This is a genomic window from Janthinobacterium agaricidamnosum NBRC 102515 = DSM 9628, assembly GCF_000723165.1.
GTDB lineage: Bacteria > Pseudomonadota > Gammaproteobacteria > Burkholderiales > Burkholderiaceae_D > Janthinobacterium > Janthinobacterium agaricidamnosum.
The window spans coordinates 470328-494686 of record NZ_HG322949.1; the positions used below are offsets into that span (position 1 = coordinate 470328).

At 62.5% G+C, this 24359-nt stretch carries 23 protein-coding genes (1 of these 23 only partly in view); 20 read left to right on the forward strand and 3 right to left on the reverse strand.

Annotation, left to right across the window (positions count from 1 at the left end):
- Window positions 1-148 precede the first annotated feature (148 nt).
- Both GJA_RS01895 and hrcA read left to right on the forward strand, forming a co-directional pair.
- Window positions 149-856, forward strand: coding sequence for an HAD family hydrolase (locus tag GJA_RS01895; protein ID WP_038488167.1), 708 nt, complete (start codon window positions 149-151; stop codon window positions 854-856).
- 91 nt (window positions 857-947) lie between these two features.
- Window positions 948-1967: a heat-inducible transcriptional repressor HrcA gene (gene hrcA / locus GJA_RS01900; protein WP_038488170.1), complete on the forward strand. Its 1020-nt coding sequence runs from the start codon at window positions 948-950 to the stop codon at window positions 1965-1967.
- Between the two features lie 68 nt (window positions 1968-2035).
- On the opposite strand, the gene fur is transcribed toward hrcA, so the two are convergent.
- On the reverse strand, window positions 2036-2467 hold the full coding sequence (gene fur / locus GJA_RS01905; protein WP_038488173.1) for a ferric iron uptake transcriptional regulator: 432 nt from the start codon (window positions 2465-2467) through the stop codon (window positions 2036-2038).
- A gap of 123 nt (window positions 2468-2590) precedes the next feature.
- Here fur and GJA_RS01910 point away from each other — a divergent pair, with 123 nt between their 5' ends.
- Genes GJA_RS01910 through GJA_RS01930 form a run of 5 tightly spaced genes read left to right on the forward strand, consistent with a single transcriptional unit; the run spans window position 2591 to window position 5577 of the window.
- A complete protein-coding gene (locus tag GJA_RS01910; protein ID WP_422567897.1) occupies window positions 2591-3280 on the forward strand; it encodes an outer membrane protein assembly factor BamE in 690 nt (229 codons plus the stop codon).
- 20 nt (window positions 3281-3300) lie between these two features.
- Window positions 3301-4107 (forward strand): 4-hydroxy-tetrahydrodipicolinate reductase, encoded by an 807-nt coding sequence (gene dapB, locus GJA_RS01915; protein ID WP_038488176.1) that lies wholly within the window; start codon window positions 3301-3303, stop codon window positions 4105-4107.
- A 15-nt stretch (window positions 4108-4122) separates the two neighbouring features.
- Window positions 4123-4803: a MotA/TolQ/ExbB proton channel family protein gene (locus tag GJA_RS01920; protein ID WP_038488179.1), complete on the forward strand. Its 681-nt coding sequence runs from the start codon at window positions 4123-4125 to the stop codon at window positions 4801-4803.
- A gap of 8 nt (window positions 4804-4811) precedes the next feature.
- Window positions 4812-5249 carry an ExbD/TolR family protein gene (locus GJA_RS01925; RefSeq protein ID WP_038498376.1) on the forward strand — a complete coding sequence of 146 codons (438 nt, stop codon included), beginning with the start codon at window positions 4812-4814 and terminating at the stop codon, window positions 5247-5249.
- 1 nt (window position 5250) lies between these two features.
- Window positions 5251-5577, forward strand: a complete 327-nt coding sequence (locus GJA_RS01930) for a barstar family protein (RefSeq protein ID WP_038488182.1) — start codon at window positions 5251-5253, stop codon at window positions 5575-5577.
- A 3-nt stretch (window positions 5578-5580) separates the two neighbouring features.
- Here GJA_RS01930 and GJA_RS01935 read toward each other — a convergent pair whose 3' ends face one another.
- On the reverse strand, window positions 5581-6759 hold the full coding sequence (locus GJA_RS01935) for an acyl-CoA dehydrogenase (protein WP_038488185.1): 1179 nt from the start codon (window positions 6757-6759) through the stop codon (window positions 5581-5583).
- 141 nt (window positions 6760-6900) lie between these two features.
- Between GJA_RS01935 and GJA_RS01940 the strand changes: the two genes are divergently transcribed.
- Window positions 6901-7839 carry a LysR substrate-binding domain-containing protein gene (locus GJA_RS01940; protein WP_051780152.1) on the forward strand — a complete coding sequence of 313 codons (939 nt, stop codon included), beginning with the start codon at window positions 6901-6903 and terminating at the stop codon, window positions 7837-7839.
- On the opposite strand, the gene GJA_RS01945 is transcribed toward GJA_RS01940, so the two are convergent.
- On the reverse strand, window positions 7812-8177 hold the full coding sequence (locus GJA_RS01945; protein WP_038488188.1) for a VOC family protein: 366 nt from the start codon (window positions 8175-8177) through the stop codon (window positions 7812-7814). The two genes, GJA_RS01940 and GJA_RS01945, sit on opposite strands and share 28 nt — an antisense overlap.
- Before the next feature lie 195 nt (window positions 8178-8372).
- Between GJA_RS01945 and leuS the strand changes: the two genes are divergently transcribed.
- The 12 genes from leuS to GJA_RS28105 form a co-directional block, all read left to right on the forward strand.
- On the forward strand, window positions 8373-11012 hold the full coding sequence (gene leuS / locus GJA_RS01950) for a leucine--tRNA ligase (protein ID WP_038498380.1): 2640 nt from the start codon (window positions 8373-8375) through the stop codon (window positions 11010-11012).
- Between the two features lie 33 nt (window positions 11013-11045).
- Window positions 11046-11699, forward strand: a complete 654-nt coding sequence (locus GJA_RS01955; RefSeq protein ID WP_081905205.1) for an LPS-assembly lipoprotein LptE — start codon at window positions 11046-11048, stop codon at window positions 11697-11699.
- Between the two features lie 13 nt (window positions 11700-11712).
- Entirely contained in the window at window positions 11713-12729 is a 1017-nt protein-coding gene (holA, locus tag GJA_RS01960) for a DNA polymerase III subunit delta (protein WP_038488190.1), read from the forward strand.
- A gap of 67 nt (window positions 12730-12796) precedes the next feature.
- A complete protein-coding gene (locus tag GJA_RS01965; RefSeq protein WP_038498385.1) occupies window positions 12797-14062 on the forward strand; it encodes a glutamate-5-semialdehyde dehydrogenase in 1266 nt (421 codons plus the stop codon).
- A gap of 96 nt (window positions 14063-14158) precedes the next feature.
- Entirely contained in the window at window positions 14159-14590 is a 432-nt protein-coding gene (locus GJA_RS01970; protein ID WP_038488193.1) for a CopD family protein, read from the forward strand.
- Between the two features lie 11 nt (window positions 14591-14601).
- On the forward strand, window positions 14602-15219 hold the full coding sequence (locus GJA_RS01975) for a 2-hydroxychromene-2-carboxylate isomerase (protein ID WP_038488196.1): 618 nt from the start codon (window positions 14602-14604) through the stop codon (window positions 15217-15219).
- A gap of 214 nt (window positions 15220-15433) precedes the next feature.
- The gene (locus tag GJA_RS01980) at window positions 15434-16636 is read left to right on the forward strand and encodes a THUMP domain-containing class I SAM-dependent RNA methyltransferase (protein ID WP_422567898.1); all 1203 of its coding nucleotides are present in this window, start codon (window positions 15434-15436) and stop codon (window positions 16634-16636) included.
- 73 nt (window positions 16637-16709) lie between these two features.
- Window positions 16710-17990, forward strand: a complete 1281-nt coding sequence (locus tag GJA_RS01985) for a multidrug effflux MFS transporter (protein ID WP_081905206.1) — start codon at window positions 16710-16712, stop codon at window positions 17988-17990.
- A 164-nt stretch (window positions 17991-18154) separates the two neighbouring features.
- The gene (locus GJA_RS01990; RefSeq protein ID WP_038488202.1) at window positions 18155-18910 is read left to right on the forward strand and encodes a hypothetical protein; all 756 of its coding nucleotides are present in this window, start codon (window positions 18155-18157) and stop codon (window positions 18908-18910) included.
- 257 nt (window positions 18911-19167) lie between these two features.
- Window positions 19168-21318 carry an HDOD domain-containing protein gene (locus GJA_RS01995; protein ID WP_038498389.1) on the forward strand — a complete coding sequence of 717 codons (2151 nt, stop codon included), beginning with the start codon at window positions 19168-19170 and terminating at the stop codon, window positions 21316-21318.
- A gap of 56 nt (window positions 21319-21374) precedes the next feature.
- Window positions 21375-23579, forward strand: a complete 2205-nt coding sequence (locus tag GJA_RS02000) for an EAL domain-containing response regulator (protein ID WP_051780153.1) — start codon at window positions 21375-21377, stop codon at window positions 23577-23579.
- A 128-nt stretch (window positions 23580-23707) separates the two neighbouring features.
- Window positions 23708-24359, forward strand: partial view of a tetratricopeptide repeat protein gene (locus tag GJA_RS28105; RefSeq protein ID WP_479686738.1) — the 5' portion only. The gene runs 20 nt beyond the window's last position; the window shows 652 of its 672 coding nt (coding positions 1-652); it begins with the start codon at window positions 23708-23710; the stop codon falls past the right edge of the window.

Sequence of the window (24359 nt, forward strand, 5' to 3'; positions counted from 1 at the left end):
TTATCTATTGCCACGGCGAGAGGCGGCACCATGGGCGCGGCCCAAGGGCGTGGCCCAAGGGCGAAGCTTTTATGCGCTGCCTCGGATAAATGCGACAATACGTTTTATGCAGGTTCGCCGCACCTTTCCTTTTGACCCGATGAGATCCATGACCCATGTCCGCCCCAAAGCCATCTTGTTCGACCTCGACGATACGCTGTGGCCGATCGGCCCGGTCATCGAACGGGCGGAAACGCTGTTGCATGATTGGCTGACATTGCATGCGCCACGGGTGGCGCAACAGTTTTCGATCCGTGAACTGCGCCGGCGCAGGCTGGCCTTGCTGGCGGAACAGCCGCATTTCCATATCGACCTGGGCGCTTTGCGCCGCGCCGGCTTGCTGGAAGTATTCGCGCTGGCCGGTGAAGATGTGGCCAAGGTGGATGCCGCGATGGCGCTGTTCATGGCGGCGCGCAATGTCGTCACGCCTTACGGCGATGTGTTGCCGGGCCTGCAGCGCTTGAAGGATCAATTGTTGCTTGGTTCGATATCGAATGGCGTTGCCGACCTTGAAGTGATCGGCATGGCCCACCATTTCAAGGTATCGCTGGCGGCGTGCGATTTCGGCCGGGCCAAGCCGGATGCGGCGATTTTCCTGGCCGCCTGCGCAGCGCTGGGGGTTGCGCCGCACGAGGCGATTTATGTCGGCGACGACTTGCGGCTGGATGTCGCGGGTGCGCAAAACGCCGGCATGCGGGCGGTCTGGATGAACCGCGCCGGCAGCGACGCGCATCTGGCGGCGGGCATCGTGCCGGATGCGATGTGCGCCTCATTCGATGAGTTGATCGCGTGGCTCGCAGTCGAACTGCAAGATTGATGTGCCGTCATCGCGTTGAAAGTGCATAATATGCTTACTTTAGTAGCAAAACAGAACAGTCTTTACCCGCGCATCTGGCGAGAATAAACCTATGCAACTCGATATCCGAGCCAAAACACTCTTGAAAGCCCTGGTCGAACGGTATATCGCCGACGGCCAGCCGGTAGGGTCGCGCGCGCTGTCGAAAATTTCCGGCCTGGATGTGTCGCCGGCCACTATCCGCAACATCATGGCCGACCTGGAAGAACTGGGTTATGTCTCCAGCCCGCACACCTCGGCCGGCCGGATTCCGACCCCGCGCGGCTACCGCATCTTTGTCGACACGCTGTTGACGGTGCAGCATATCGATGAACAGTCGGTCGAGTCGCGCATGCGGCTGCAGCAATTGCAGCAGCCGCAAAAGATGATCGCCAACGCGGCGCAAATGCTGTCGTCGCTGTCGCAATTCGCCGGCGTGGTGCTGAGTCCGCGGCGCGAATCGGTGTTCCAGCAAATCGAATTTCTGCGCCTGTCTGAAAAACGCATCTTGCTGGTGATCGTCGGTCCGACCGGCGACGTGCAAAACCGCTTGCTGCTGACCGAGGCCGACTATACACCGGCGCAACTGATACAGTCGGCCAACTACATCAACCAGAATTACGGCGGCCTGTCGTTCGACGACGTGCGCATCCGCCTGCAAGCCGAGTTGCGCCAGTTGCGCGACGATATGGGCAGTTTGATGCAGGTGGCGGTGGAAGCGGGCAGCGAAGTGATGGCCGACCATAGCGACGACATGGTGATCGCCGGCGAACGCAATTTGCTCAGTGTCAGCGACCTGTCGTCGAACATGACGTCGCTGCGCCAGATGTTCGACATGTTCGAACAAAAGACCGGCTTGATGCAGCTGCTGGATGTGTCGAGCAAGGCGACCGGGGTGCAGATTTTCATCGGCGGCGAATCGAACCTGGTGCCGATGGATGAAATGAGCGTGGTCACCGCGCCGTATGGCGTCAACGGCAAGATCGTCGGCACGCTGGGCGTGATCGGACCGACCCGGATGGCCTACGAGCGCGTGATACCGATTGTCGATATCACCGCCAAACTCCTATCGAACGCGCTCAGCCATCATTAACGCAGAGAGCGACCGGCTTAACGCGGAGAGCGGCCGGCCGGCACCTTTGCGGTGCCGGCCGGCCCGAGTCAGGCCGGCTTGTGCGGGCAGGCGGTCTTGGTGCAATTGCCATAGATCGCCAACGCGTGTTCGGCGATCTTGAAACCGCGCTCTTCCGCCACGCGCTGCTGGCGCACTTCGATCTCTTCATCGAAGAATTCCTCGACCCGGCCGCAATCGAGGCAGACCAGGTGGTCATGGTGCGAACCTTCGTTGAGTTCGAAAATCGCCTTGCCGGTTTCGAAATGATTCCTGTTCAGCAAACCTGCTTGCTCGAACTGTGTCAGTACGCGGTACACTGTTGCTAAACCGACATCCATGTTGTCGGCCAACAGAATTTTGTAGACGTCTTCCGCGGTCAGGTGGCGTACCGGGCTGCTCTGGAAAATATCGAGTATTTTCAGTCGTGGAAGAGTGGCTTTCAGGCCGCTGGCCTTGAGGTCGCTAGGATTGTTACTCATGTTTGTTGCTCGTATGTGGGTCAGGTGCTTTATCATATAGCGTTTTAGCCGGGAGCGCCTAGCCTCCTGTTCATCAAATTGAGGTCACTTATGCGCGTAACACAGGATTTATCGCCGTCTTTCTTGCACCGTATCCAATTCAAGGCGCCGCTACTCGCCGCCGTGATGTGCGCTGTGCTGGCTGTCTCCGGCTGCGCGGGGCGTAGTGTGCTGGGCGAAAAACCGGCCGCCACCACCGTCGGCGGCCCCGAGGTCGTGCCTGAAAATGGCGCGCAGACCACCACCGTCACCAAGTTGCAGAAATTTCTGTGGTTTTTCTCGCCATATCGTCCTGTGATCCAGCAAGGCAACTTCATTTCCGAAGAAATGCTGGCGCAAATCAAGGCCGGCATGACACGCGACCAGGTGCGTTTTGTCCTGGGCACGCCATTGCTGCAAGATATTTTCCACGCCGACCGCTGGGATTACCCATTCCGCCTGGCCAAGGGCAATGGCGAGCTGACCACTAGCCGGGTCGTGATTTTCTTCGATAAAGACGGCAAGGTTGCGCGTTTCGAGGGCGGTAATCTGCCAACCGAGAAAGAATACATTGCACGCATCGCCGGTCCGGCGCCAGTGATCGAGAAGAAAGACCAGCCAGCCGCCGCACCGGCACCCGCCGCCGCGCCAGCTGCTATGACTGCGCCAGCGGCAAGCACCTCGGGTGAAACCGTGCCGGCCGCGCCGGTCGTGCCAGTGACGCCGCCGGCAACCCCGGCAGCCGAGCCGGCAACGCAGCCCGCGCCGCAGCCAGCCGTGCAACCCGTTAAATAAAAGAATCAGCAGAGAACAGCATGAGTGAATTGAAAATTGCAATCGCCGGCGCCAGCGGGCGCATGGGCCGCATCCTGATTGAATCCGTCGACAATGCGCCGGACGCGATCCTGGCCGGCGCGCTCGATATCGCCGCCGCGCCTGGCATCGGCCAGGACGCCGCCGCCTTCCTCGGCAAGCCGGCCGGCGTCCTGATCGAATCCGACCTGGCCAAAGGCCTGGCCGGCGCCGATTACCTGATCGACTTCACCCGTCCGGAAGGCACGCTGCAACATTTGGCGTATTGCGCCGAACACGGCATCAAGATGATCATCGGCACCACCGGTTTCGACGCGGCCGGCAAGGCGGCGATCGCCGCCGCCGCCGAAAAGACCGCCATCATGTTCGCGCCGAACATGAGCGTCGGCGTCAACGTGACCTTGAAATTGCTGGAGCTGGCCGCCAAGAGCTTGTCCGAAGGCTACGACATCGAAATCATCGAAGCGCATCACCGCCACAAGGTCGATGCGCCGTCGGGCACCGCGCTGCAAATGGGCGAAGTGGTGGCTGGCGCGCTGGGCCGCGACTTGAAGGAATGCGCCGTCTACGGCCGCGAAGGCGTGACCGGCGAACGCGATCCGTCGACCATCGGTTTTGCCACCATCCGTGGCGGCGATGTCGTCGGCGACCATACCGTGCTGTTTGCCGGTATCGGCGAACGCATCGAAATCAGCCATAAATCGAGCAGCCGCGCGACGTATGCGCAAGGTGCCTTGCGCGCCGCCCGCTTCCTGGCCGACAAGCCGACCGGCCTGTTCGACATGCAAGACGTGCTGTCGCTGAAATAAGCCTTCACCACTGCCATGAACCCCGCGCCAGGCCATCCATTCAGTCTGGCGCAATACTGGGCCCAGGGCGACGCCATCAGCCATGCGGTTGCCTGGCTGTTGCTGTGCATGTCCTTGGCCAGCTGGTATCTGATCTTCGCCAAAAGCTGGAGTGCGTGGCGCATCCGCCGCAGCGCCGGCACGCTCGACGCTTTCTGGGATGCGCCCGGCTTGGACGATGGACTGGTCGTGCTCGGCCTTACCGACAAGGAAAAGATTTATCTGCCGCTGGCCGTGCAAGGCGCTGCGCTATCGCAGCGCGGCGCCGGCACGCTGGGCGCCGGGCTGGAGCGCGATGAACAGCTGACCCAGGTGCTGCGGCTGGCGCTGCACCGTTCCACCCAGCGCCTGGAGAGCGGCCTGGCCGTGCTGGCGTCGATCGGCGCCACCGCGCCGTTTGTCGGGCTGCTGGGCACGGTATGGGGTATTTACCGCGCGCTGGCCAGCTTGTCGGGACGTGGCGCCGCGCAACTCGAACACCTGGTCGGCCCGGTCGGCGAAGCGCTGATCATGACCGCGATCGGTTTGACGGTTGCGATCCCGGCGGTATTGGCCTATAACGGTTTACAGCGCGTGAACCGCCTGACGCTGGCCGAACTGGATGCCTTCGCGTTCGACTTGCACGCTTGTTTGCGCAGTGCCAATCAGCGCCCGTAAGGATGGACATGGCATTCGGCTCCTTCAGCAAACACCAGCCGCAGCCGCTGATGGCCGACATCAATGTCACGCCGATGGTGGACGTGATGCTGGTGCTGCTGGTGATTTTCATCATCGCCGCGCCGGTGTTGACGCAGGCGCTGCAACTGGACTTGCCGCAGGTACAGCCGTCAGCGGCAAGCCAGCCGGCGGCCGTGGTCAGCGTGTCGATTGATCGCCAAGGCAGGATATTCTGGAATAATGTAGTGCTGGCGCCGGAAGAACTCGGCATGCGCCTGCAGCAAGCCGCAACACTGGCGCCGCAACCGACATTGCAGTTGCGCGCCGATAAGGACACCCGTTATGAAGTGGTGGCGCGAGTCATGGCGCAAGCCCAGTCCAGCGGCTTGAGCCGGCTGGCTTTCGTCACCGATGCCGTTGAAGCATCTTTACAAGAAAAGAAATGATATGCCTAGTGCTGTATTGAATGGTAAGGACATTAGCGACTGGAGCAGTTTTCATGCTCAATCGAAGACCGCTTTCGGTTTCCCCGAGTTTTACGGCAACAGCATGGATGCCTGGGTCGATTGCCTCAGTTATTTGCGCGACGCAGACGGCATGAGCACATTCCGCCTGAAAGCCAATGAAGTGCTGGAAATCGTCGTGCAAGATGCCGCGCTGATGCGGCAGCAAGCGCCCGATATCCTGGAAGAAGTCACGTTCTGCATCGGCGGCATCAATGAGCGGTATGAAGACTATGGCGAAAAACCGGCCCTGAAGCTGGTTTTGCGCTAATCCTCAATGGAAGGCGGCGATGCCCGTGATCGCCCTGCCGATGATCAAGGCATGCACATCGTGCGTGCCTTCGTAGGTATTCACCACTTCCAGGTTGACCAAATGGCGGATCACGCCGAACTCGTCTGAAATGCCATTGCCGCCCATCATGTCGCGCGCCATGCGGGCGATCTCCAAAGCCTTGCCGCAACTGTTGCGTTTCATGATGGACGTGATTTCGACCGCCGCGCTGCCTTCATCCTTCATGCGTCCCAGACGCAAACAGCCTTGCAAGCCCAGTGTGATGTCGGTCAGCATGTCGGCCAGTTTCTTCTGGATCAGCTGGTTGGCGGCCAAGGGACGGCCGAATTGCACGCGGTCGAGGGTGTATTGGCGCGCTTTTTCATAACAATCCTCGGCTGCCCCCAAGGCGCCCCAGGCGATGCCGTAACGGGCGCTGTTCAGGCAGGTGAACGGGCCTTTCAAGCCGCGCACGTCGGGGAAGGCGTTTTCTTCCGGGCAAAAAACCTCATCCATGACGATTTCGCCGGTGATGCTGGTGCGCAAGCCGACCTTGCCGTGGATTTCAGGCGCGCTTAAACCTTTCCAGCCTTTTTCCAGCACGAAACCGCGGATCGCGCCTTCGTCATCCTTGGCCCACACCACGAACACGTCGGCGATCGGGCTGTTGGTGATCCACATCTTGGCGCCGCTCAGGCTGTAGCCGCCCGGCACCTTTTTAGCGCGCGTCACCATGCTGCCGGGATCGGAACCGTGGTTCGGCTCGGTCAGGCCGAAGCAGCCTATCCATGCGCCGCTCGCCAGCTTCGGCAAGTATTTTTGCTTGGTCGCTTGATTGCCGAAGGCATGGATCGGCACCATCACCAGCGACGATTGCACGCTCATCATCGAACGGTAGCCGGAATCGATGCGCTCCACTTCGCGCGCCGCCAGGCCGTAGCACACATAGTTCAGGCCGGCGCCGCCGTACGCTTCCGGGATGGTGCTGCCCAGCAAACCCAGTTCGCCCATTTCGCGGAAGATCGACGCATCGGTGCGCGCGTGGCGGAACGATTCCAGCACGCGCGGCGCCAGGCTGCCCTGGCAATAATCGCGCGCCGCTGCGCGCACCGCGCGTTCATCGGCAGTCAGTTGTTCGTCGAGTAATAAGGGGGATTGCCAGTCGAAAACGGTTTTGCTCATGATGGTGTCGGTCGCTACATTGAATGTGGCTCATATTAGGTTTTCGGCATACCTTGCGCAAACGATTTATTTGCACCCAGATATGCATATAAAGCATATCTTGCGGCATACTCGGTGCTTCCCACGCTACCGTTCCCCACGATGACACGCAAAATCCCGATGCTGCAGGCGCTGCACTGTTTCGAGGCGGCGGCGCGCCATCAAAGTTATACCCACGCGGCGCGCGAATTGTCGCTGACGCAGAGCGCCGTATCGCGCCAGATTTCGTCGCTGGAAGCCTTTCTTGGAGTGCAACTGTTTCAGCGCACCCGGCATGGCGTGCTGCTGACGCCGCCCGGCGCCGCGTATGCGCGCCAAATCGCGGCCCGGCTCGACGGCCTGGAACGCGACACGCTCGATGCGATGGCGCGCCAGGGCGGCGGCGCGGCGTTGCGCCTCGCGTCGGTGCCGACCTTCGCCACCCGCTGGCTGATGCCGCGCCTGTCCGGGCTGGCACTGGAACATCCGGACATCACCGTGCATATCGACGCCTTCACCCGGCCTTTCATGTTCGCCGACACCGAGTACGACGCCGCGCTGTACGCCGGCACGCCGGAGCAGCTGGCCAAATGGCCGGGCACCCGGACCGCGCTGTTGATGATGGAAGATATCGTGCCGGTGGCCAGCCCGCGCCTGCTGGCCGGGCGTGCCGGCTGGCGGCCGGGGGAGATCGCCGCCTTGCCGCTGTTACAGCAAAGCACGCGCCCGGAAGCGTGGCGCCAATGGTTCGACGCGATGCAAGTCGGCGCCGAGCTGGCGCTGCACGGCCCGCGCTACGAATTATTCTCGATGCTGGCGATGGCCGCCGCCCAGGGGCTGGGCGTGGCGCTGCTGCCGCGCATGTTGGTCGAAGCGGAGCTGGCGCGCGGCGAGCTGGCCATCGTCTGCGACCGGCCGCTGCGCGGCCAGCGGGCGTATTATCTGATCACGCCCGAGGCGGTCCAGGAAAAAGCCGCGGTGACCCAATTTCGGCTGTGGCTGCAACAGCAAGGCATGCACAATGGCGGCGACGTTCAGCGCACCGCCGACGCATCGAAGTGAGGATTGTCGATCAATCCCAGCTGGTTGCCGAACGGGTCCAGCAATTCCACCGTGCGGATGCCGTCGCCGACGTCGGTGAGCGGGTGGTGCAGCGTCGCGCCCAGCGCCAGGATGCGGACCACCTCCTGTTCGATGCCGTCGACGCCCCAGTAGGCGATGCTGCCCTGCGTGCCCGGCTCGCCGCCCGGCAGCAGGCCGAGTTCAAAACCGCCGATCGCAAAACCGACATAAAACGGCTGGTCGAAATATGGCGCGCAGCCGAACACGTCGGCATACCACGCCTTCGCTTGCGCCAGGTCGGCAACCGGGTAGGTAACGGTGCGTAATCCCTTGATCATGCTGTGCTCCCCGTGATTGATAAAAGAATCATGTTGCCATAAAAGCCGGCCGCTACGTGGTCAACATGATAAAAAAGGCTGGCGGCGCCATTTTCAGGCGGGTTTCTCCCGCTTGCTGCTACCAAGCGGGGCTGAACCAGTATAATGTCCGGTTCATATTCACTTTTGGCCGGGCCACGCTGGCCGCACAACATCATGCAAGATAAATATAGTCCCGCCGACGTCGAACAAGCCGCGCAATCCCACTGGAAGGCGATCGACGCCTACAAAGCCGTCGAACACGATCCGCGTTTCCCCAAGGGGAAGTACTATGCCTGCTCGATGCTGCCTTACCCTTCGGGCAAGCTGCACATGGGCCACGTGCGCAACTATACGATCAATGATGTGATGTACCGCTACCTGCGCATGAACGGCTACAACGTGCTGATGCCGATGGGCTGGGATGCGTTCGGCATGCCTGCGGAAAACGCGGCGATGGCCAACCAGGTGCCGCCGGCGCAATGGACCTATTCGAACATCGCGCACATGAAGCAGCAGATGGAATCGATGGGGCTGGCGATCGACTGGTCGCGTGAAATGACCGCCTGCACGCCTGAATACTACAAATGGAACCAGTGGATGTTCCTCAAGATGCTGGAAAAAGGCATCATCTACAAAAAGACCGGCACCGTGAACTGGGACCCGATCGACCAGACCGTGCTGGCCAACGAACAAGTGGTCGATGGCAAGGGCTGGCGTTCCGGCGCGGTCATCGAAAAACGCGAAATCCCGATGTATTACGCGCGCATCACCGACTACGCCGATGAATTGCTGGCCTATGTCGACGACAAGCTGCCGGGCTGGCCGGAGCGCGTGCGCATCATGCAGACCAACTGGATCGGCAAGTCGACCGGCGTGCGCTTCGCTTTCCCGCACCAGATCAAGGACGCCAGCGGCGCGCTGATCGGCGACGGCAAGCTGTATGTCTTCACCACCCGTCCGGACACCGTCATGGGCGTGACCTTCTGCGCCGTGGCGGCCGAGCACCCGCTGGCGATCCACGCCGCGCAAACGAATGCCGAACTGGCCGCCTTCAACGCCGAGTGCAAGCTGGGTTCCGTGATCGAAGCGGACATGGCGACGATGGAGAAGAAGGGCATGCCGACCGGCCTGTTCGTCACCCATCCGTTGACCGGCGCGCAAGTGGAAGTCTGGGTCGGCAACTACGTGCTGATCACCTACGGCGACGGCGCCGTGATGGGCGTGCCGGCGCACGACGAGCGCGACTTCGGCTTCGCCAAAAAATACAATCTGCCGATCAGGCAAGTGGTCGACGTCAAGGGCCAGGAATTCTCGACCGGCGCCTGGCAGGAATGGTATGGCAGCAAGGATGGCGTGTGCATCGCCTCGGGCAAATACGACGGCCTGCATTTTGCGTCCGCCGTCGATGCGGTGGCCGCCGACCTGTTTGATCTGGGCCTGGGCGAAAAGAAAACCACGTTCCGCCTGCGCGACTGGGGCATTTCGCGCCAGCGCTACTGGGGCACGCCGATCCCGATGATCCATTGCCTGGAGTGCGGCGTGGTACCGGTGCCGGAAAAGGACTTGCCGGTGGTGCTGCCGGAAGACTGCGTGCCGGACGGCAGCGGCAATCCGCTGAACAAATACGAAGCGTTCCTGCAATGCGATTGCCCGCAATGCGGCAAGCCTGCGCGGCGCGAGACCGACACCATGGATACCTTCGTCGATTCGTCGTGGTACTACATGCGCTATACCTCGCCGGGTTCGAGCGAGGCGATGGTCGACCAGCGCAACGATTACTGGATGCCGATGGACCAGTACATCGGCGGCATCGAACACGCGGTGATGCATTTGCTGTACGCCCGTTTCTGGACCAAGATCATGCGCGACTTTGGCCTGGTCAAGTTCGACGAGCCCTTCGTCAACCTGCTGACCCAGGGCATGGTGCTGAACGAAACCTACTACCGCAAGGACGCGGCCGGCAAGACCACCTGGTTCAACCCGGACGACGTGCGCCTGGCGCTGGATGACAAGGGCCGTCCGCAAAGCGCGATCCTGGTGGCCGATGGCGAGCCGGTGGAAATCGGCGGCACGGAAAAAATGTCGAAGTCGAAGAACAACGGCATCGACCCGCAAGCGCAGATCGAACAGTACGGCGCCGACACCGCGCGCCTGTTCACCATGTTCGCCTCGCCGCCGGAACAGACGCTGGAATGGTCGGGCAGCGGCGTCGAAGGCGCCAACCGCTTCCTGCGCCGGGTCTGGGCCTACGCTTACGCACAAGCGCCGCGCATCGGCTCGGCCTTGAGTGGGCCGGCCGCGCCGGCCGCCAGCGACGCGCAGAAAAACCTGCGCCGCGAATTGCACAAGCTGTTGCAGCAAGCCGATTACGACTTGAAGCGGATCCAGTACAACACCGTGGTGTCGGCTTGCATGAAGATGCTGAACACGCTGGAATCGGCCAAGCTGGACGACAGCGCCGCATCGAACGCGCTGATCGCCGAAGGCTTGTCGATCTTCCTGCGCCTGCTGAACCCGGTCGCGCCGCACATCACCCACGTGCTGTGGCAGGAACTGGGCTACGCCGGCGTGTTCGGCGACTTGCTGAACGCGGCCTGGCCGCAAGTCGATCCGGTCGCTTTGGTTCAGTCCGAGATCGAAATGATGATCCAGGTGAACGGCAAGCTGCGCGGTTCGATCACGGTGGCCAAGGATGCCGACAAGGCGACCATCGAAGCGGCCGCGCTGGCCTGCGAAAGCGTGCGGAAGTATGTCGAAACCACGCCGAAGAAAGTCATCGTCGTGCCGGGCAAGCTGGTCAGCATTGTTGTATAAATATGGTCGTATAAATTTTTTAGGCGCAAAACAATGATCAAATCTATAGCCGATAGTGTTTCATTCACGCGCCGCGGCGGCGCCTGGGGCTTGCTGCTGGCGCTGGCATTGATGCTGTCGGCTTGCGGTTTTCATTTGCGCGGCTCCGACGGCAGCTTCACGCTGCCGTTCGCGACGCTGTTCATCAACTTGCCGGATGCGTCGCCGCTGGCGATCGACTTCAAGCGCAATGTGCGCGCCAACGGCGGCACCGAGATCGTCAACGAGCAGAAACTGGCCGATGGCGTCATCGACGTGCTGGTCGATCCGGACAAGACCCGCACCAAGACGATCCTGTCGCTGAACAGCAATGGCCGGGTACGCGAATACCAGCTCGGTTATACGATCACGTTCCGCGTGGTCGACAAGAATGGCGTGCAATTGCTGGCGCCGACCAGCATCAGCCTGACCCGTCCGATCACCTTCAACGAATCGCAGCTGCTGGCCAAGGAAACCGAGGAAGCGCTGCTGTACCGCGACATGAAGACCGACATGGTGCAGCAGATGCTGCGCCGTATCGCCGCCATCAAGCTGGCCAGGCCGGGCTTGTCGGTGGCGCCGGCGGCAACGTCGGCCGTGATTCCAGGCGTGAATCCGGCCGTGGTCCCGGCCCCGGCGCCGGTCTCGACGCCAGCGACCAGGCAATAAGGCGGGACACGGCATGCAATTGCGGGTAGACGCGCTGGACGGCCATTTGAGCAAGCCGCTGGCGCAACTGTATGTGATCACCAGCGACGAACATTTGCTGGCGCTGGAAGCGGCCGACAAGATCCGCCGCACGGCCCGCGCGCAAGGTTTTTCCGAGCGCGAGGTATTGTCGGTCGAGCGCAATTTCAAGTGGGGCGAGCTGCTGGCCGCCAACCAGGAACTGTCGCTGTTCGGCGACAAGAAGCTGATCGAGCTGCGCATCCCGAGCGGCAAGCCGGGCAAGGATGGCGGCGCGGCGCTGCAAAGCTACGCCAGGGACCTGAGTCCGGACAACCTGACCCTGATCACGCTGCCGAAGCTGGACTGGCAGACGCAAAAGGCGGCCTGGGTGGCCAGCCTGCAGCAAGCGGCCGTGTATATCGACATTCCACAAGTCGAGCGGCCGCAATTGCCGAACTGGATCGGTGGCAGGCTGGCGGCGCAGGGGCAAAGCGCGGACCGGGCCAGCATCGATTTCATCGCCGAGCGGGTCGAGGGCAACCTGCTGGCGGCGCACCAGGAAATCCAGAAACTGGGCTTGCTGCACGAGCCGGGCAAGCTGACCTACGAACAGGTGCAGGACGCGGTGCTGAACGTGGCGCGCTACGACGTGTTCAAGCTCAGCGAAGCGATGCTGGCCGGCGATCCGGCGCGGCTGGTGCGCATGCTCGAAGGCTTGAAGGGCGAGGGCGAGGCCTTGCCGCTGGTATTGTGGGCGGTCTCGGAAGAAATCCGCACGCTGTTAAAATTGAAGGCCGGCATGGCGCAGGGCCGGCCGCTGGGCGCGCTGCTGAAAGAGCACCGCATCTGGGGGCCGCGCGAACGCATGATGGAACCGGCGCTGCGGCGCATCGCGCTGCCGGTGCTGGAAGCGGCGCTGCAGCAGGCCGCGCAGGTGGACAAGATGATCAAGGGACTGCGCGCCAGGGCTTACGCCGGTGACGCCTGGGACGCGATGCTGCAACTGGCGTTGAAAGTGGCGCGCGGCTGACAGGCTGACAGGCTAATCGGCTGCAGGAACCGGTACAACAATCGGATTGAAGACAAACGGGATGGTCATGGATATCAAGCATTACATGGAACAGGTCGGCCAGCGGGCGCGCAAGGCGTCGCGCGCCATGGCCAGGGCCGACAGCGCCACGCGCAACCGCGCGCTGTCGCTGATCGCCGACGCGATCGTGCGCGACAGCGAAGCGCTGCGCGAGGCCAACCGGCTCGACCTGGACGCGGCGCGCGCCGCCGGCCTGGCGCCGGCGCTGCTGGACCGTTTGACGCTGTCCGATGGCGCCATCGCCACCATGGTCGAAGGCTTGCGCCAGATTGTCGCGCTGCCCGATCCGGTCGGCGAGATTTCCGGCCTCAAATTCCGGCCGTCCGGCATCCAGGTCGGCCAGATGCGGGTGCCGCTGGGCGTGATCGGCATCATTTACGAAGCCCGCCCGAACGTCACGGTCGACGCGGCCGGCCTGTGCATCAAGAGCGGCAACGCGACCATCCTGCGCGGCGGTTCGGAAGCGATTCATTGCAACCGCGCGCTGGCCAGGCTGGTCAAGCAAGGCTTGCTGGAAGCCGGCTTGCCGGAAGACGGCGTGCAAGTGATCGACACCACCGACCGCGCCGCCGTCGGTGCGCTGATCACCATGCCGCAATACGTCGACGTGATCGTGCCGCGCGGCGGCAAGGGCCTGATAGCGCGCCTGATGGAAGAAGCCACGGTGCCGATGATCAAGCACCTGGACGGCATTTGCCACGTGTATATCGACGGCCAGGCCGACATCCAGAAGGCGCTGGACATCGCCTTCAACGCCAAGTGCCAGCGCTACAGCCCGTGCAACACCATGGAAACCCTGCTGGTGGCGCGGTCGATCGCGCCGCAGGTGCTGCCGCGGCTGGCCGAGTTGTATGCGGCCAAACAGGTCGAATTGCGCGGCGACGCCGAAACGCTGCAACTGCTGGCAGGCTATCCGCACCTGGCCGCCGCCACCGAGGAAGACTGGTCCACCGAATACCTGGCGGCGATCCTGTCGGTCAAGGTGGTGGCCGGCATCGACGAGGCGATGGACCATATCGACCGCTATTCGTCGAAGCATACGGAAGCCATCGTCACCGAGAATTACAGCGAGGCGATGCGCTTCCTGCGCGAAGTCGATTCGGCGTCGGTGATGGTGAATGCCTCGACCCGCTTCGCCGACGGTTTCGAATATGGCTTGGGCGCCGAGATCGGCATCTCGAACGACAAATTGCACGCGCGCGGTCCGGTCGGGCTGGAAGGACTGACGTCGCTGAAATACGTGGTGTTCGGCCACGGCGAAGTGCGCAGCTGAGTTTTCAAGTATGCGTTGTTACCGGACGGCGCCAGCGCCGTCCGCCATCACCGTTAAGGCCCACCCCATGTCTTCATCCAACACCACAGGAACCCCATGCTCTGGATTAAAGCACTGCACATCGTTTTCATCACCTCCTGGTTTGCCGGCCTGTTTTATTTGCCGCGCATCTTCGTCAACCTGGCCCAGGAAAAAGAAACCGTGGCCACCGAACGGCTGCTGCTGATGGCGCGCAAGCTGTACCGCTTCATGAGCATCCTCGCCTTGCCGGCGCTGGTGTTCGGCCTGATCCTGCTGTGGATGCAATACGGCGGCGGCGAGGGCGGCATGAAGATGCCGGGCTGGATGCACGCCAAGCTGACCTTCGTGGTCCTGGTGCTCGGCTATCACCACGCCTGCGGCGCAATCCTGCGCAAGTTTGAAAAGAATATCAACCAGCGCAGCCATGTCTGGTACCGCTGGTTCAATGAGGTGCCGGTGCTGCTGTTGCTGGCGGTGGTGGTGCTGGTCGTGGTCAAGCCTTTTTAAGCGGGGATAACATGAGTAGCGCAAGCAAGGTGTGCCAATATTTTTTCGCGCCCCATTCGCCATGGACCTACCTGGGCCATGCGCGTTTTGTCGCGCTGGCCAGGCAGCATGGCGTGCAGATCGATGTGCGGCCGTTCGACCTGGGCAAGGTGTTCAGCGTATCCGGCGGCTTGCCGCTGGCGAAACGCGCGCCGCAGCGCCAGGCTTACCGGCTGACGGAACTGGCGCGCTGGTCGGAGTTCTTGCAGATTCCGATCAACCTGCAGCCGAAGTTCTTTCCGGTCTCGCCGGACCTGGCGTCCAAGCTGATCCTGGCCACCCGCCTGGCGCTGGGCGTCGACGCATCGCTGAACCTGGCGCACGCCATCATGCGCGGCCTGTGGCAAGAGGAGCGCAACATCGGCGATGAAGAAACCCTGATCCAGATCGCCAACAGCTGCGAGCTGGATGGCCGCATGCTGTTCAAGTCGTCGGAAACGGCCAGCGTGCAAGCGGAATACGACAGCAACACCGAAGCCGCCAGCGCCGCCAACGTGTTCGGCTCGCCGTGGTACGTGGTCGATGGCGAAGGCTACTGGGGCCAGGACCGGCTCGACTTCGTCGAGCGCGCATTTGTAAAAACAAAGTAAAAAAGTAATAAAAAAACAAAGAAAAAAGCAAAGTAAAAAAGTTAGTTCTTCCAGCAGTAAACATCACGGCGTCCGCAGAAACCAGTGCGAGCGGTTCGCCATGGGTCCGAGAAGCGCAGCTGTACGTCGGTACAGCGAGCATCGCCGGGCCCATGGCGGATCGCGCAGCAGGTTTATGCGAACGCCCACCACCACAACGGATAAAAGGTACACCATGGCTTCATATTTTTGCCCATGCCCGCGCGGCATGGAAGCGGCGCTGGCCGAGGAACTGGGCGAAATCGCCCAGCACAGCTCCACCATGAAGGTGCACAACCAAGTGCCGGGCGGAGTGCATTGCTCCGGCGACTTGAGCGACTCCTACCGCATCAACCTGCATTCGCGCATTGCGTCGCGCGTGCTGATGCGCATGGCCCATTCGGGCTACAAGACTGAAAACGATATCTACGACCTGACCCTGGCGCAGCCTTGGGAAGACTGGTTCGGCGTGCACCACACGATCCGGGTCGACGTCACCGCCGTCAAGTCGCCGCTGCGCAGCCTCGAATTCACCACGCTGAAAATCAAGGATGCGATCTGCGACCGCTTCCGCGACCAGTTCAACCAGCGGCCGTCGGTCGACACCAGGACGCCGGACATGCGCATCGTCGGCTTCCTCGACGCGCACACCTTTACCGTGTACCTGGACACCTCCGGCGAAGCGCTGTTCAAGCGCGGCTGGCGCGAAGAAACCGGCGACGCGCCGTTGCGCGAAAACCTGGCCGCCGGCCTGTTGCGGGTGTCCGGCTGGAAGCCGGGCATGGTGCTGTTCGACCCGATGTGCGGCTCCGGCACCATCCTGGCCGAGGCGGCGCAAATGGTGCAGGGCATTCCGCCCGGCGCGCGGCGCCAGTTCGCCTTCGAACAATTCCACGACTTCGATCCGGCGCCGTGGAACGCGATGAAAAACGCCATCAAGCCCAATCCATTGCCGAGCGAACCGACCATTTTCGGCAGCGATATTTCGGGCGACATGGTGGCCATGACGCGCCACAACCTGCGCTGCGCCGGCGTGATGTTCGACGTGCCGCTGAAACAGATCGAGGCGCAGGAAGTCAAGGCGCCGAGCGGCGTGGCCGGCATCATGCTGACCAATCCGCCGTACGGCGAACGGATCGGCGTGCGCGGCGACAGCACCCTGCCGGAAGATGAATTGGCGACCTCGTTCTATTCGGCACTGGGCACCACGCTGAAGCAGCGCTTTGCCGGCTGGACCGTGTTCCTGTTTACCGCCGACCTCGGTTTGCCGCGCCTGCTGCGCCTGAAAGAAGCGCGCAAGACGCCATTCTTCAATGGCGCGCTGGAATGCCGCTTGTTCCGTTTCGATATGGTGGCCGGCTACAACCGCCGCGAGGAAGCAAAGCCGAAAACAGTATGATGTAGCTTCTTGATGTAGAGTTGGATGCAGTAAGGCGCGCACCATCCGGTGCGGGCCGCCTACCAGGATAATCATGTTTCCCACGCCTCCGGCAAACTTGCCGCCCGATCCGGTCCAGCCGGTACCGCCGCCACCGCCCAGCCACATGAAGCCGCTCAGCCGCGGCGCGCTGGCCACCATGCTGGCGGGTTTGGCGATGCTGGGGCCGTTTTCGATCGACACCTATTTGCCGGCGTTTTCTTCGATCCAGGCGTCGCTGCACGCCAGTCCGCTGGAAGTGCAGCAATCGCTGACGTTCTATATGCTGGCCTTCGCCGGCATGGTGCTGTGGCATGGCGCACTGGCCGACGCGTTCGGACGGCGCAACCTGATCCTGGTGTCGCTGGTGATGTTCGCGATCGGTTCCTTCGGCTGCGCCTCGGCGCACACAGTGCATTATTTGTGGGTGTTCCGCATCATGCAGGGCATCTCGGCCGGGGCCGGCGTGGTGATCGGCCGCGCCATCATCCGCGACCTGTATTCGGATGCGCCGGCGGCACGGCTGCTGTCGCTGGTGACGATGATCTTTTCGATCGCGCCGGCCATCGCGCCTATCATGGGCGGCTGGATCGTCAAGCTGCTGGACTGGCGCTCGATCTTCCTGTTCCTCGTCATCTATACCGTGATCCTGCTGGTGTTCTGCTACAAGCGGCTGCCGGAAACGCTGCCGCCTGAAAAGCGCCAGCCGTTCAATCCGCGCTTCCTGGCGTCCAGCTACAGCGAAATCCTGCGCTCGCCGCTGTTCCATATCAAGGCCGGCGTGGTGGCGCTCAATTTCGCCGGCCTGTTCCTGTTCGTCACGGCGGCGCCGGAAGTGCTGCCGAATCTGTTGCACCTTGAGCCGGACCAGTTCGGCTGGCTGTTCATTCCATCGGTGGCCGGGATTTTCCTCGGCGCGCTGGTGGCCAACCGCATCGCCGGCAAGATGACCTTTGCGCGCCAGATCGCGATCGGCTTCATCTTCCTGATCGGCGCGTCGCTGGTCAATGTGCTGTACCACGCGTTCTTCCCGCCGGCCTTGCCGTGGAGCGTGGCGCCGATTTTCTTCTATACCTTCGGCATGTCGATCGTCGGCCCGGGCGCGACGCTGCTGGCGCTCGACCTGTTCCCGCATATCCGCGGCACGGTGGCGTCGTGCCAGTCGTTCGCCGTGACCTTGCTGGGCGCGGTGGTGGCCGGGGTGATCACGCCGCTGCTGTCGGGCTCGTTTCTCTGGCTGGCTTGCGGCCAGTTGGCGGCGACCGGCACGGCGCTGGTGCTGTGGCTGATTTCGCGGCGCTTCCGCAAGTACCTGCTGGGACCGGCGCACGGTTGACGGCCTGGTGTACCGGTCAGTAACAACGATGAAGCATGATGTAAATGATATTTACATCAGGTTTTAATTTACCAATAGTTACAATTTTAATTATTTAAAAAGGCAATTATCTCTTGGGCTGTGGTGTAATGTTGTTGAATAGCAATAACCACCAAGGGAGACATATGCTCAAAAAAACTTACATCCTGTCCGTGCTGGCCATCAACGGCGCGCTCGCCCTGAGCGGCTGCGGCGGCGCGGACAGGTCCGTGCCGCCGGCCACATTGGGGGCCGAAAAGTCGCTCGGGTCGCCACCGCCGGCGGCTACCATCAGCGTCGATTTCAATACCGGCATCGATGGCTGGATCAGCGGCGTCGCCGATTACACCGACGGCAGCAAACCGACCGAAGTAGCGTCTTCCTGGGAGGATTTGCCGGCGCCGTTAAGCGGCAAGGGCTATTATCTGACCTCGCATAACAATAGCGACGACCTGATGACCTATGTCAAACGCCAAGTCGGTGGTTTCGTGCCTGGCGCAAAATATGGCGTGAGCTTTGCGATGCGTTTCGCTTCCGACGCGGCATCCGGCTGCGCCGGCGTGGGCGGTTCGCGCGGCGACAGCATTTACATGGTGGTGGCCGCCAGTGGAACGGAACCCGAGACGGTCAAGCAGAGCGACGGCAATTACCGGCTGAACCTGGATCGCGGCAACCAGGCCCGGTCCGGCAGACAGGGCAAGGTGCTGGGGGTGCAGGGCAGCGCCGGCCTGAGCTGCGACGGCGGTACATGGGTGTCGTCGGTGCGCACATCCAGCGAGGCGATTGAACTGCAGGCTGACAAGGACGGCAAGTTCTGGATCGTGCTGGGCACCGATTCGGGTTTTGAAGCGGCCAACGCGCTGTATCTGCAAGGCGCGGAAATCGCCGTCAAACCGCTCTGATTGCGTCTGCTCCGCCACACCGATCCGCTCGCCGCAGTTCTGTTACGAGAAGCAATGCTGACCGCATATTGAGTTAATTTTTTTTTAATCAAATTTTCTTAATTGCAATCATCGGCGGCGCTTATGCTAATATAACTTTTTTCAGGATTCCTCTCAGGCGTTACCAGTTGTTGATTCAGGAGATGAGGTTTCCTCTGAACGCGGCAGTGCTTGCCCATCAAGCGCGCCTCCTTTTCGACCTGGCAATGCTTGATAAGATGCATCAATCCGATCACGATATTCGCAACCGGCTGCTGACAGCCCGTCTGCCGGCCATGCCGCAAATTCTCCTCAGGCTGATCGAGCATTTACAGGCCGACGACGCCGGCATGGCGGAACTGGCGGCGCTGATCGCCAAGGACGCCGGCATGGCCAGCAAGATCCTGTCGGTCGCCAACAGTTCCGCCTGCCGCCGCAGCGGCCGCGGCATCGGCCTGGAGCAATCGCTGGTGGCGCTCGGCACCGACATGATCAAGACGCTGGTGATCAGCGAATCGGTATTCCAGACTTTTAATAATTTCCCCCATTCCGGCGGCACCGACTTGCGCGCGTTCTGGAAGTCGTCGCTGACGGCTGCCGTCATCGCGCGCGACATCGCCAGGGAAATGCAGTATCCGCATAGTGAAGAAGCGTACCTGGCCGGCTTGCTGCACAACGTAGGCCGGCTGGCCTTGCTGGCCACCGCGCCGAAGGAATACGCCGTCAATTTCAGCGCGCGCGACGACGATGCGCTGTGCGCGGTCGAACAGCGTACGCTGCAAATCACCCATGCCGAGGCGGGCGCGTGGCTGGTCGAGCGCTGGCAGCTGGATTCCTTCCTGGCCGACAGCGTGCTGTACCACCACGAACCGCCCGCCCGCCTCGAAGCCAGCCATCCGCTGATCCGCATCGTGCGGCTGGCGCACCTGCTGTGCTGCCATGACGGCGAAGAGGCCGCGATCGACGCCGCGATGCGCTTGTGCGGCTTGAGCCGGGCCAGCCTGGAAGCGGCCGTCGGCGCCGCCGCGCGCCAGGTGGAACAGGCGGCCGCCAACCTGGGCATCGACTTGAGCGGCGCTGCCGTAGCGCAGACCGATGTGGCGCCGGCGCCGGCCGATCCAGTGCGGCAGCGCCTGTCCGAGGAGGTGCGCAACATGGTGCTGGTGTCCGAGATCGGCCGGACCTTCGCGCGCCAGCAGGGCGAGACCGGCTGGCTGGAATCGGTGACCCGCTCGGCGCGCCTGCTGTTCGATTTCGGTACTACCGTGGTGTTGCTGGAAAATGCCACCGGCCAGGCGCTGGTCGGCGCCGCGGGCGGCGGACAGCAGCGGCTGGCCGAATTCAGCATTCCGCTGGCCAGGGGCGGGCCGCTGGCCGCGTCGGCGCTGGAACGCCGTCTGGTATGCGTCAGCCGCGACGCACCCGAGCTCGGCATCGCCGAAGAGCAGCTGTTCCGCATCCTCGGCAGCGACAGCCTGGTGTGCCTGCCGTTGCTGGCCGGCCAGCGCTGCCTGGGCGTGCTGATCGGCGGCGTCGCCGCCTGGCAGGTGGCGGGCTATCGGAAACGGGAACGTTTTCTGGAATCGTTCGGCAAGCAAGCCGCCGCCGCGCTGGACAGCGCGGCCGGCGAACGCGGCCAGGCGCAGCGCCAGCTGGAGCACGTTACCGAGGAATACCGGCTGGCGTCGCGCCGCGTGGTGCATGAGGTGAACAATCCGCTGGCGATCATCAAGAACTACCTCAGCGTGCTCGATAACAAGCTGGCCAGGCGCGAACCGGTGGCCGGCGAAATCGCCATCCTGAACGAGGAGATCGACCGGGTCGGCCAGTTGATCAACGGCCTGGCCGATTTGCAGCCCGCTGCCGCGCTGGATAAAACGACGGGCTTGAGCGACGCCGGCCGGGTGGTCGACGAGGTGCTGGCGCTGTTTCGCGCCACCGAATTCGTGCCGGCCTCGGTGCGCATCGAGGCTGACATGGAGCGCGAGCCGGCCGAAGTCGAGGCCGATGCCGGCATCCTGAAACAGATCCTGGTCAACCTGGTCAAGAACGCCGTCGAAGCGCTGCCGCAGGGGGGCGCGATCCATATCGTCAATCGCGGCCAGGTGAACCGCGAACGCCGCTGGTACCTGGAACTGTGCATCAGCGACAACGGTCCGGGCCTGTCTGCCGAAGTGCTGGAACAATTGTTTGCGCCGGTGCGCAGCAACAAGGACGGCGCCCACCATGGCCTCGGCCTGTCCATCGTGCATGGCCTGGTGCAGCAGCTGCAGGGCGTCATCTCTTGCCGCAGCGGCAAGAACGGCACCTCGTTTGAACTCCTGCTGCCGCTGCGCGGCGTTGCCCGCCAGGCTGGCGGGCGGTCCGTCCCGCTGCTCGACTCCATGTAACTTCCAGGCTTCCTTCCATTTCCCCGTATCGCAGCCGCCCTCCACCTGACGCTTTCATGACCATGTTCGCCACCCCGTTCGAGACTGAAAACCGCCCGCGCATCCTGCTGGTCGACGATGAGCCCCGGCTGCTGTCCTCGTTGTACGAATTGCTGAAGGACCGCGACTATCAACTGTTCACCGCCACGTGCGGCAGCGAGGCGCTGGATCATCTGGCGAAAGTCCATTTCGACCTGATCTTGCTCGACCTGCGCCTGCCCGACATGAGCGGCCATGAAATCATGGACCACATCAAGCGCCGCGGCATCGAAGTCGACGTGATCGTGATGAGCGGCGACGTCGGCATCGAGGCGGCGATCGGCGCGCTGAAACGCGGCGCCTACGATTACCTGCGCAAGCCGTACAGCCGCGAGGAATTGCTGAAGACGGTAGAAAACGCGCTGCAAAAACGCCGCCTGGCGGTCGACAACGAGCGCATCGCGTCGCAGCTGGAAAACTCGGAAAAGATGTACCGCTACCTGGTCGACAGCTCGCCCGACATCATTTATACGCTGAACCATGAGGGCTTGATCACCTTCGTCAACGACCGTGCGCAGCAGTTGCTGGGATTTGGCCGCGACGATTTGCTGGGCCGGCATTATTCGATCATCGTGCACGACGAAGACCAGGAACGCGCGCGCTACGCCTTCAACGAGCGCCGCGCCGACGAACGCACCTCGCGCAATGTCGAGCTGCGCCTGAAGAGCCGCGACGGCGGCGGTTGCGAGCGCACCTTCAGCCATACCTTGACCACCATGGCGCTCACTTCCCTCGGCATGCATAGCGGGGCGACCGAGACAAGGAAGCGCGAACTGCTCGGCGTCTACGGCGTGGCGCGCGACATCACCGACCGCAAGCGCGCCGAGGAAGTGATTTCCTACCAGGCCTACCACGACATCCTGACCGACCTGCCGAACCGCATGCTGTTCAAGGACCGGCTCGGGCTGGCGGTGGTCCAGGCCAAGCGCAAGCTGACCGAACTGGCGGTGATGTTCATCGACCTGGACCGGTTTAAGCTGGTCAACGACACGCTGGGCCACGTCAAGGGCGACGAATTGCTGCAGCAGGTGGCGCTCCGGCTGAAGGACTGCCTGCGCCGCGGCGATACGCTGGCGCGCCAGGGCGGCGACGAATTCACCATCGTGCTGCCGGAATTGCGCGACCGCCAGGACGCCAGGCTGATCGCCGACAAATTCCTGGCCTGCCTGCACCAGCCGTTCGACCTGGACGGCCACCAGGTGCATATTTCGGCGTCGATCGGCATCGCCATCTATCCGGGCGACGGCGAAACCATCGACGAGTTGCTGCGCCACGCCGACATCGCGATGTACCAGGTCAAGGCGCTGGGCAAGAACGGCCACAGCTTTTATCACGACTCGATGCTGGACGCGTCGCACCAGAAGATCGCGCTGGAACAAAGCCTGCGCAAGGCGCTGGAATTGAACCAGCTCGAAATGTATTACCAGCCGCAGGTCGACGTGAGCACCGGCCGCATCGTCGGCGCCGAAGGCCTGATGCGCTGGAACCACCCGCAGCGCGGCTTGCTGACGGCCGGCGAGTTCCTGCCCTTCGCCGAGGAAAACGGCTTGATGCTGCCGATTTCCGACTGGATGCTGGGCGCGCTGTGCCGCGACCTGCTGCAATGGAACGCCGCCGGCGGCCAGGACGTGCGGCTGTCGCTGAACCTGTCGCCGCAATACCTGGACCGTGGCGACTTCTTTGAAAAAATGCGCGGCGCGCTGATACGCTACGGCATAGAGCCGGCCCAGATCGAAGTCGAAATCACTGAAAACATTTGCATCCGCAATCCGCAATACGCCATCGAGCAATTGAACAAATTGTGCCAGCTGGGCGTGTCGGTGGCGATCGACGATTTCGGCACCGGCTATTCGTCGCTATCCTATCTGCACCGCTTCCCGATCCACACCGTCAAGATCGACCAGTCGTTCGTCAAGGAGATCCACGACGAAAACAGCCACTATCCGGTGATCCTGGCGATCATCTCGATCGCCCGCGGACTGGGCTTGAAGCTGATCGCCGAAGGCGTTGAAACCGAATCGCAGGCGCGCTACCTGCAAGCGAACGGCTGCACCACGATGCAGGGTTATCTGTACCACCGGCCGGTTTCGCTGGGCCATTTCATGGCCGTGCTGCAGCAGCAGCCGGCACTGGCGGCGGCGCCGCTGCACCTGCTGCCCGGCCTGGCCGCCAGCGAAGCCTGAGCGCCGATAAAACGATATTCATGCACAACCAGGACCAGCCCATCGAACCGCATTTCAGCGCCGAATACCTGCGCGTCAAGGCGCAGGCCGAACGGGGCATCGCCAACGCCCAGCACAGCCTGGGCTTCATGTATTTCAATGGCCAGGGCGTGGTCCGCGATGTTGAACGGGCGGTGCACTGGTACCGGCTGGCGGCGCGGCAAGGGCAGGAACACGCGCAGTACAATCTTGGCGTGATGTGCCAGAAAGGGCAGGGCACGCCGCTCGACTTCGAACAGGCCGCGCACTGGTACCGGCAAGCGGCCGAGCAAGGCTACGCGGCCGCGCAATACAATCTCGGCTGGCTGTACGCCAAGGGCCAGGGCATTGCGCCCGACAGCGCGCTGGCGATGCACTGGTTCAGCAAGGCGGCCGAGCAGGGCGACGCCGGCGCGCAAAACAACCTCGCCATGATGTACGACAGCGGCAAGGGCGTGCCGCAGGATTTCAGGCACGCTGTCACCTGGTACCGCAAGGCCGCCGAGCAGGGGTATGCGCGGGCCCAGTTCAACCTCGGCCTGCATTACGACAATGGCCAGGGCGTGCCGCAAGACCGCCAGCAGGCGGCGGCGTGGATGCGCAAGGCGGCCGAGCAGGGGTATGCGGCGGCCCAGTTCAACTTGGCGCTGCGCTACGACAAGGGCGACACGCTGGAACAGGATAGCCGGAAAGCGATCTTGTGGTACCGCCGCGCGGCGGAACAGGGCCACGCCAGTTCGCAATTCAACCTCGGCCTGATTT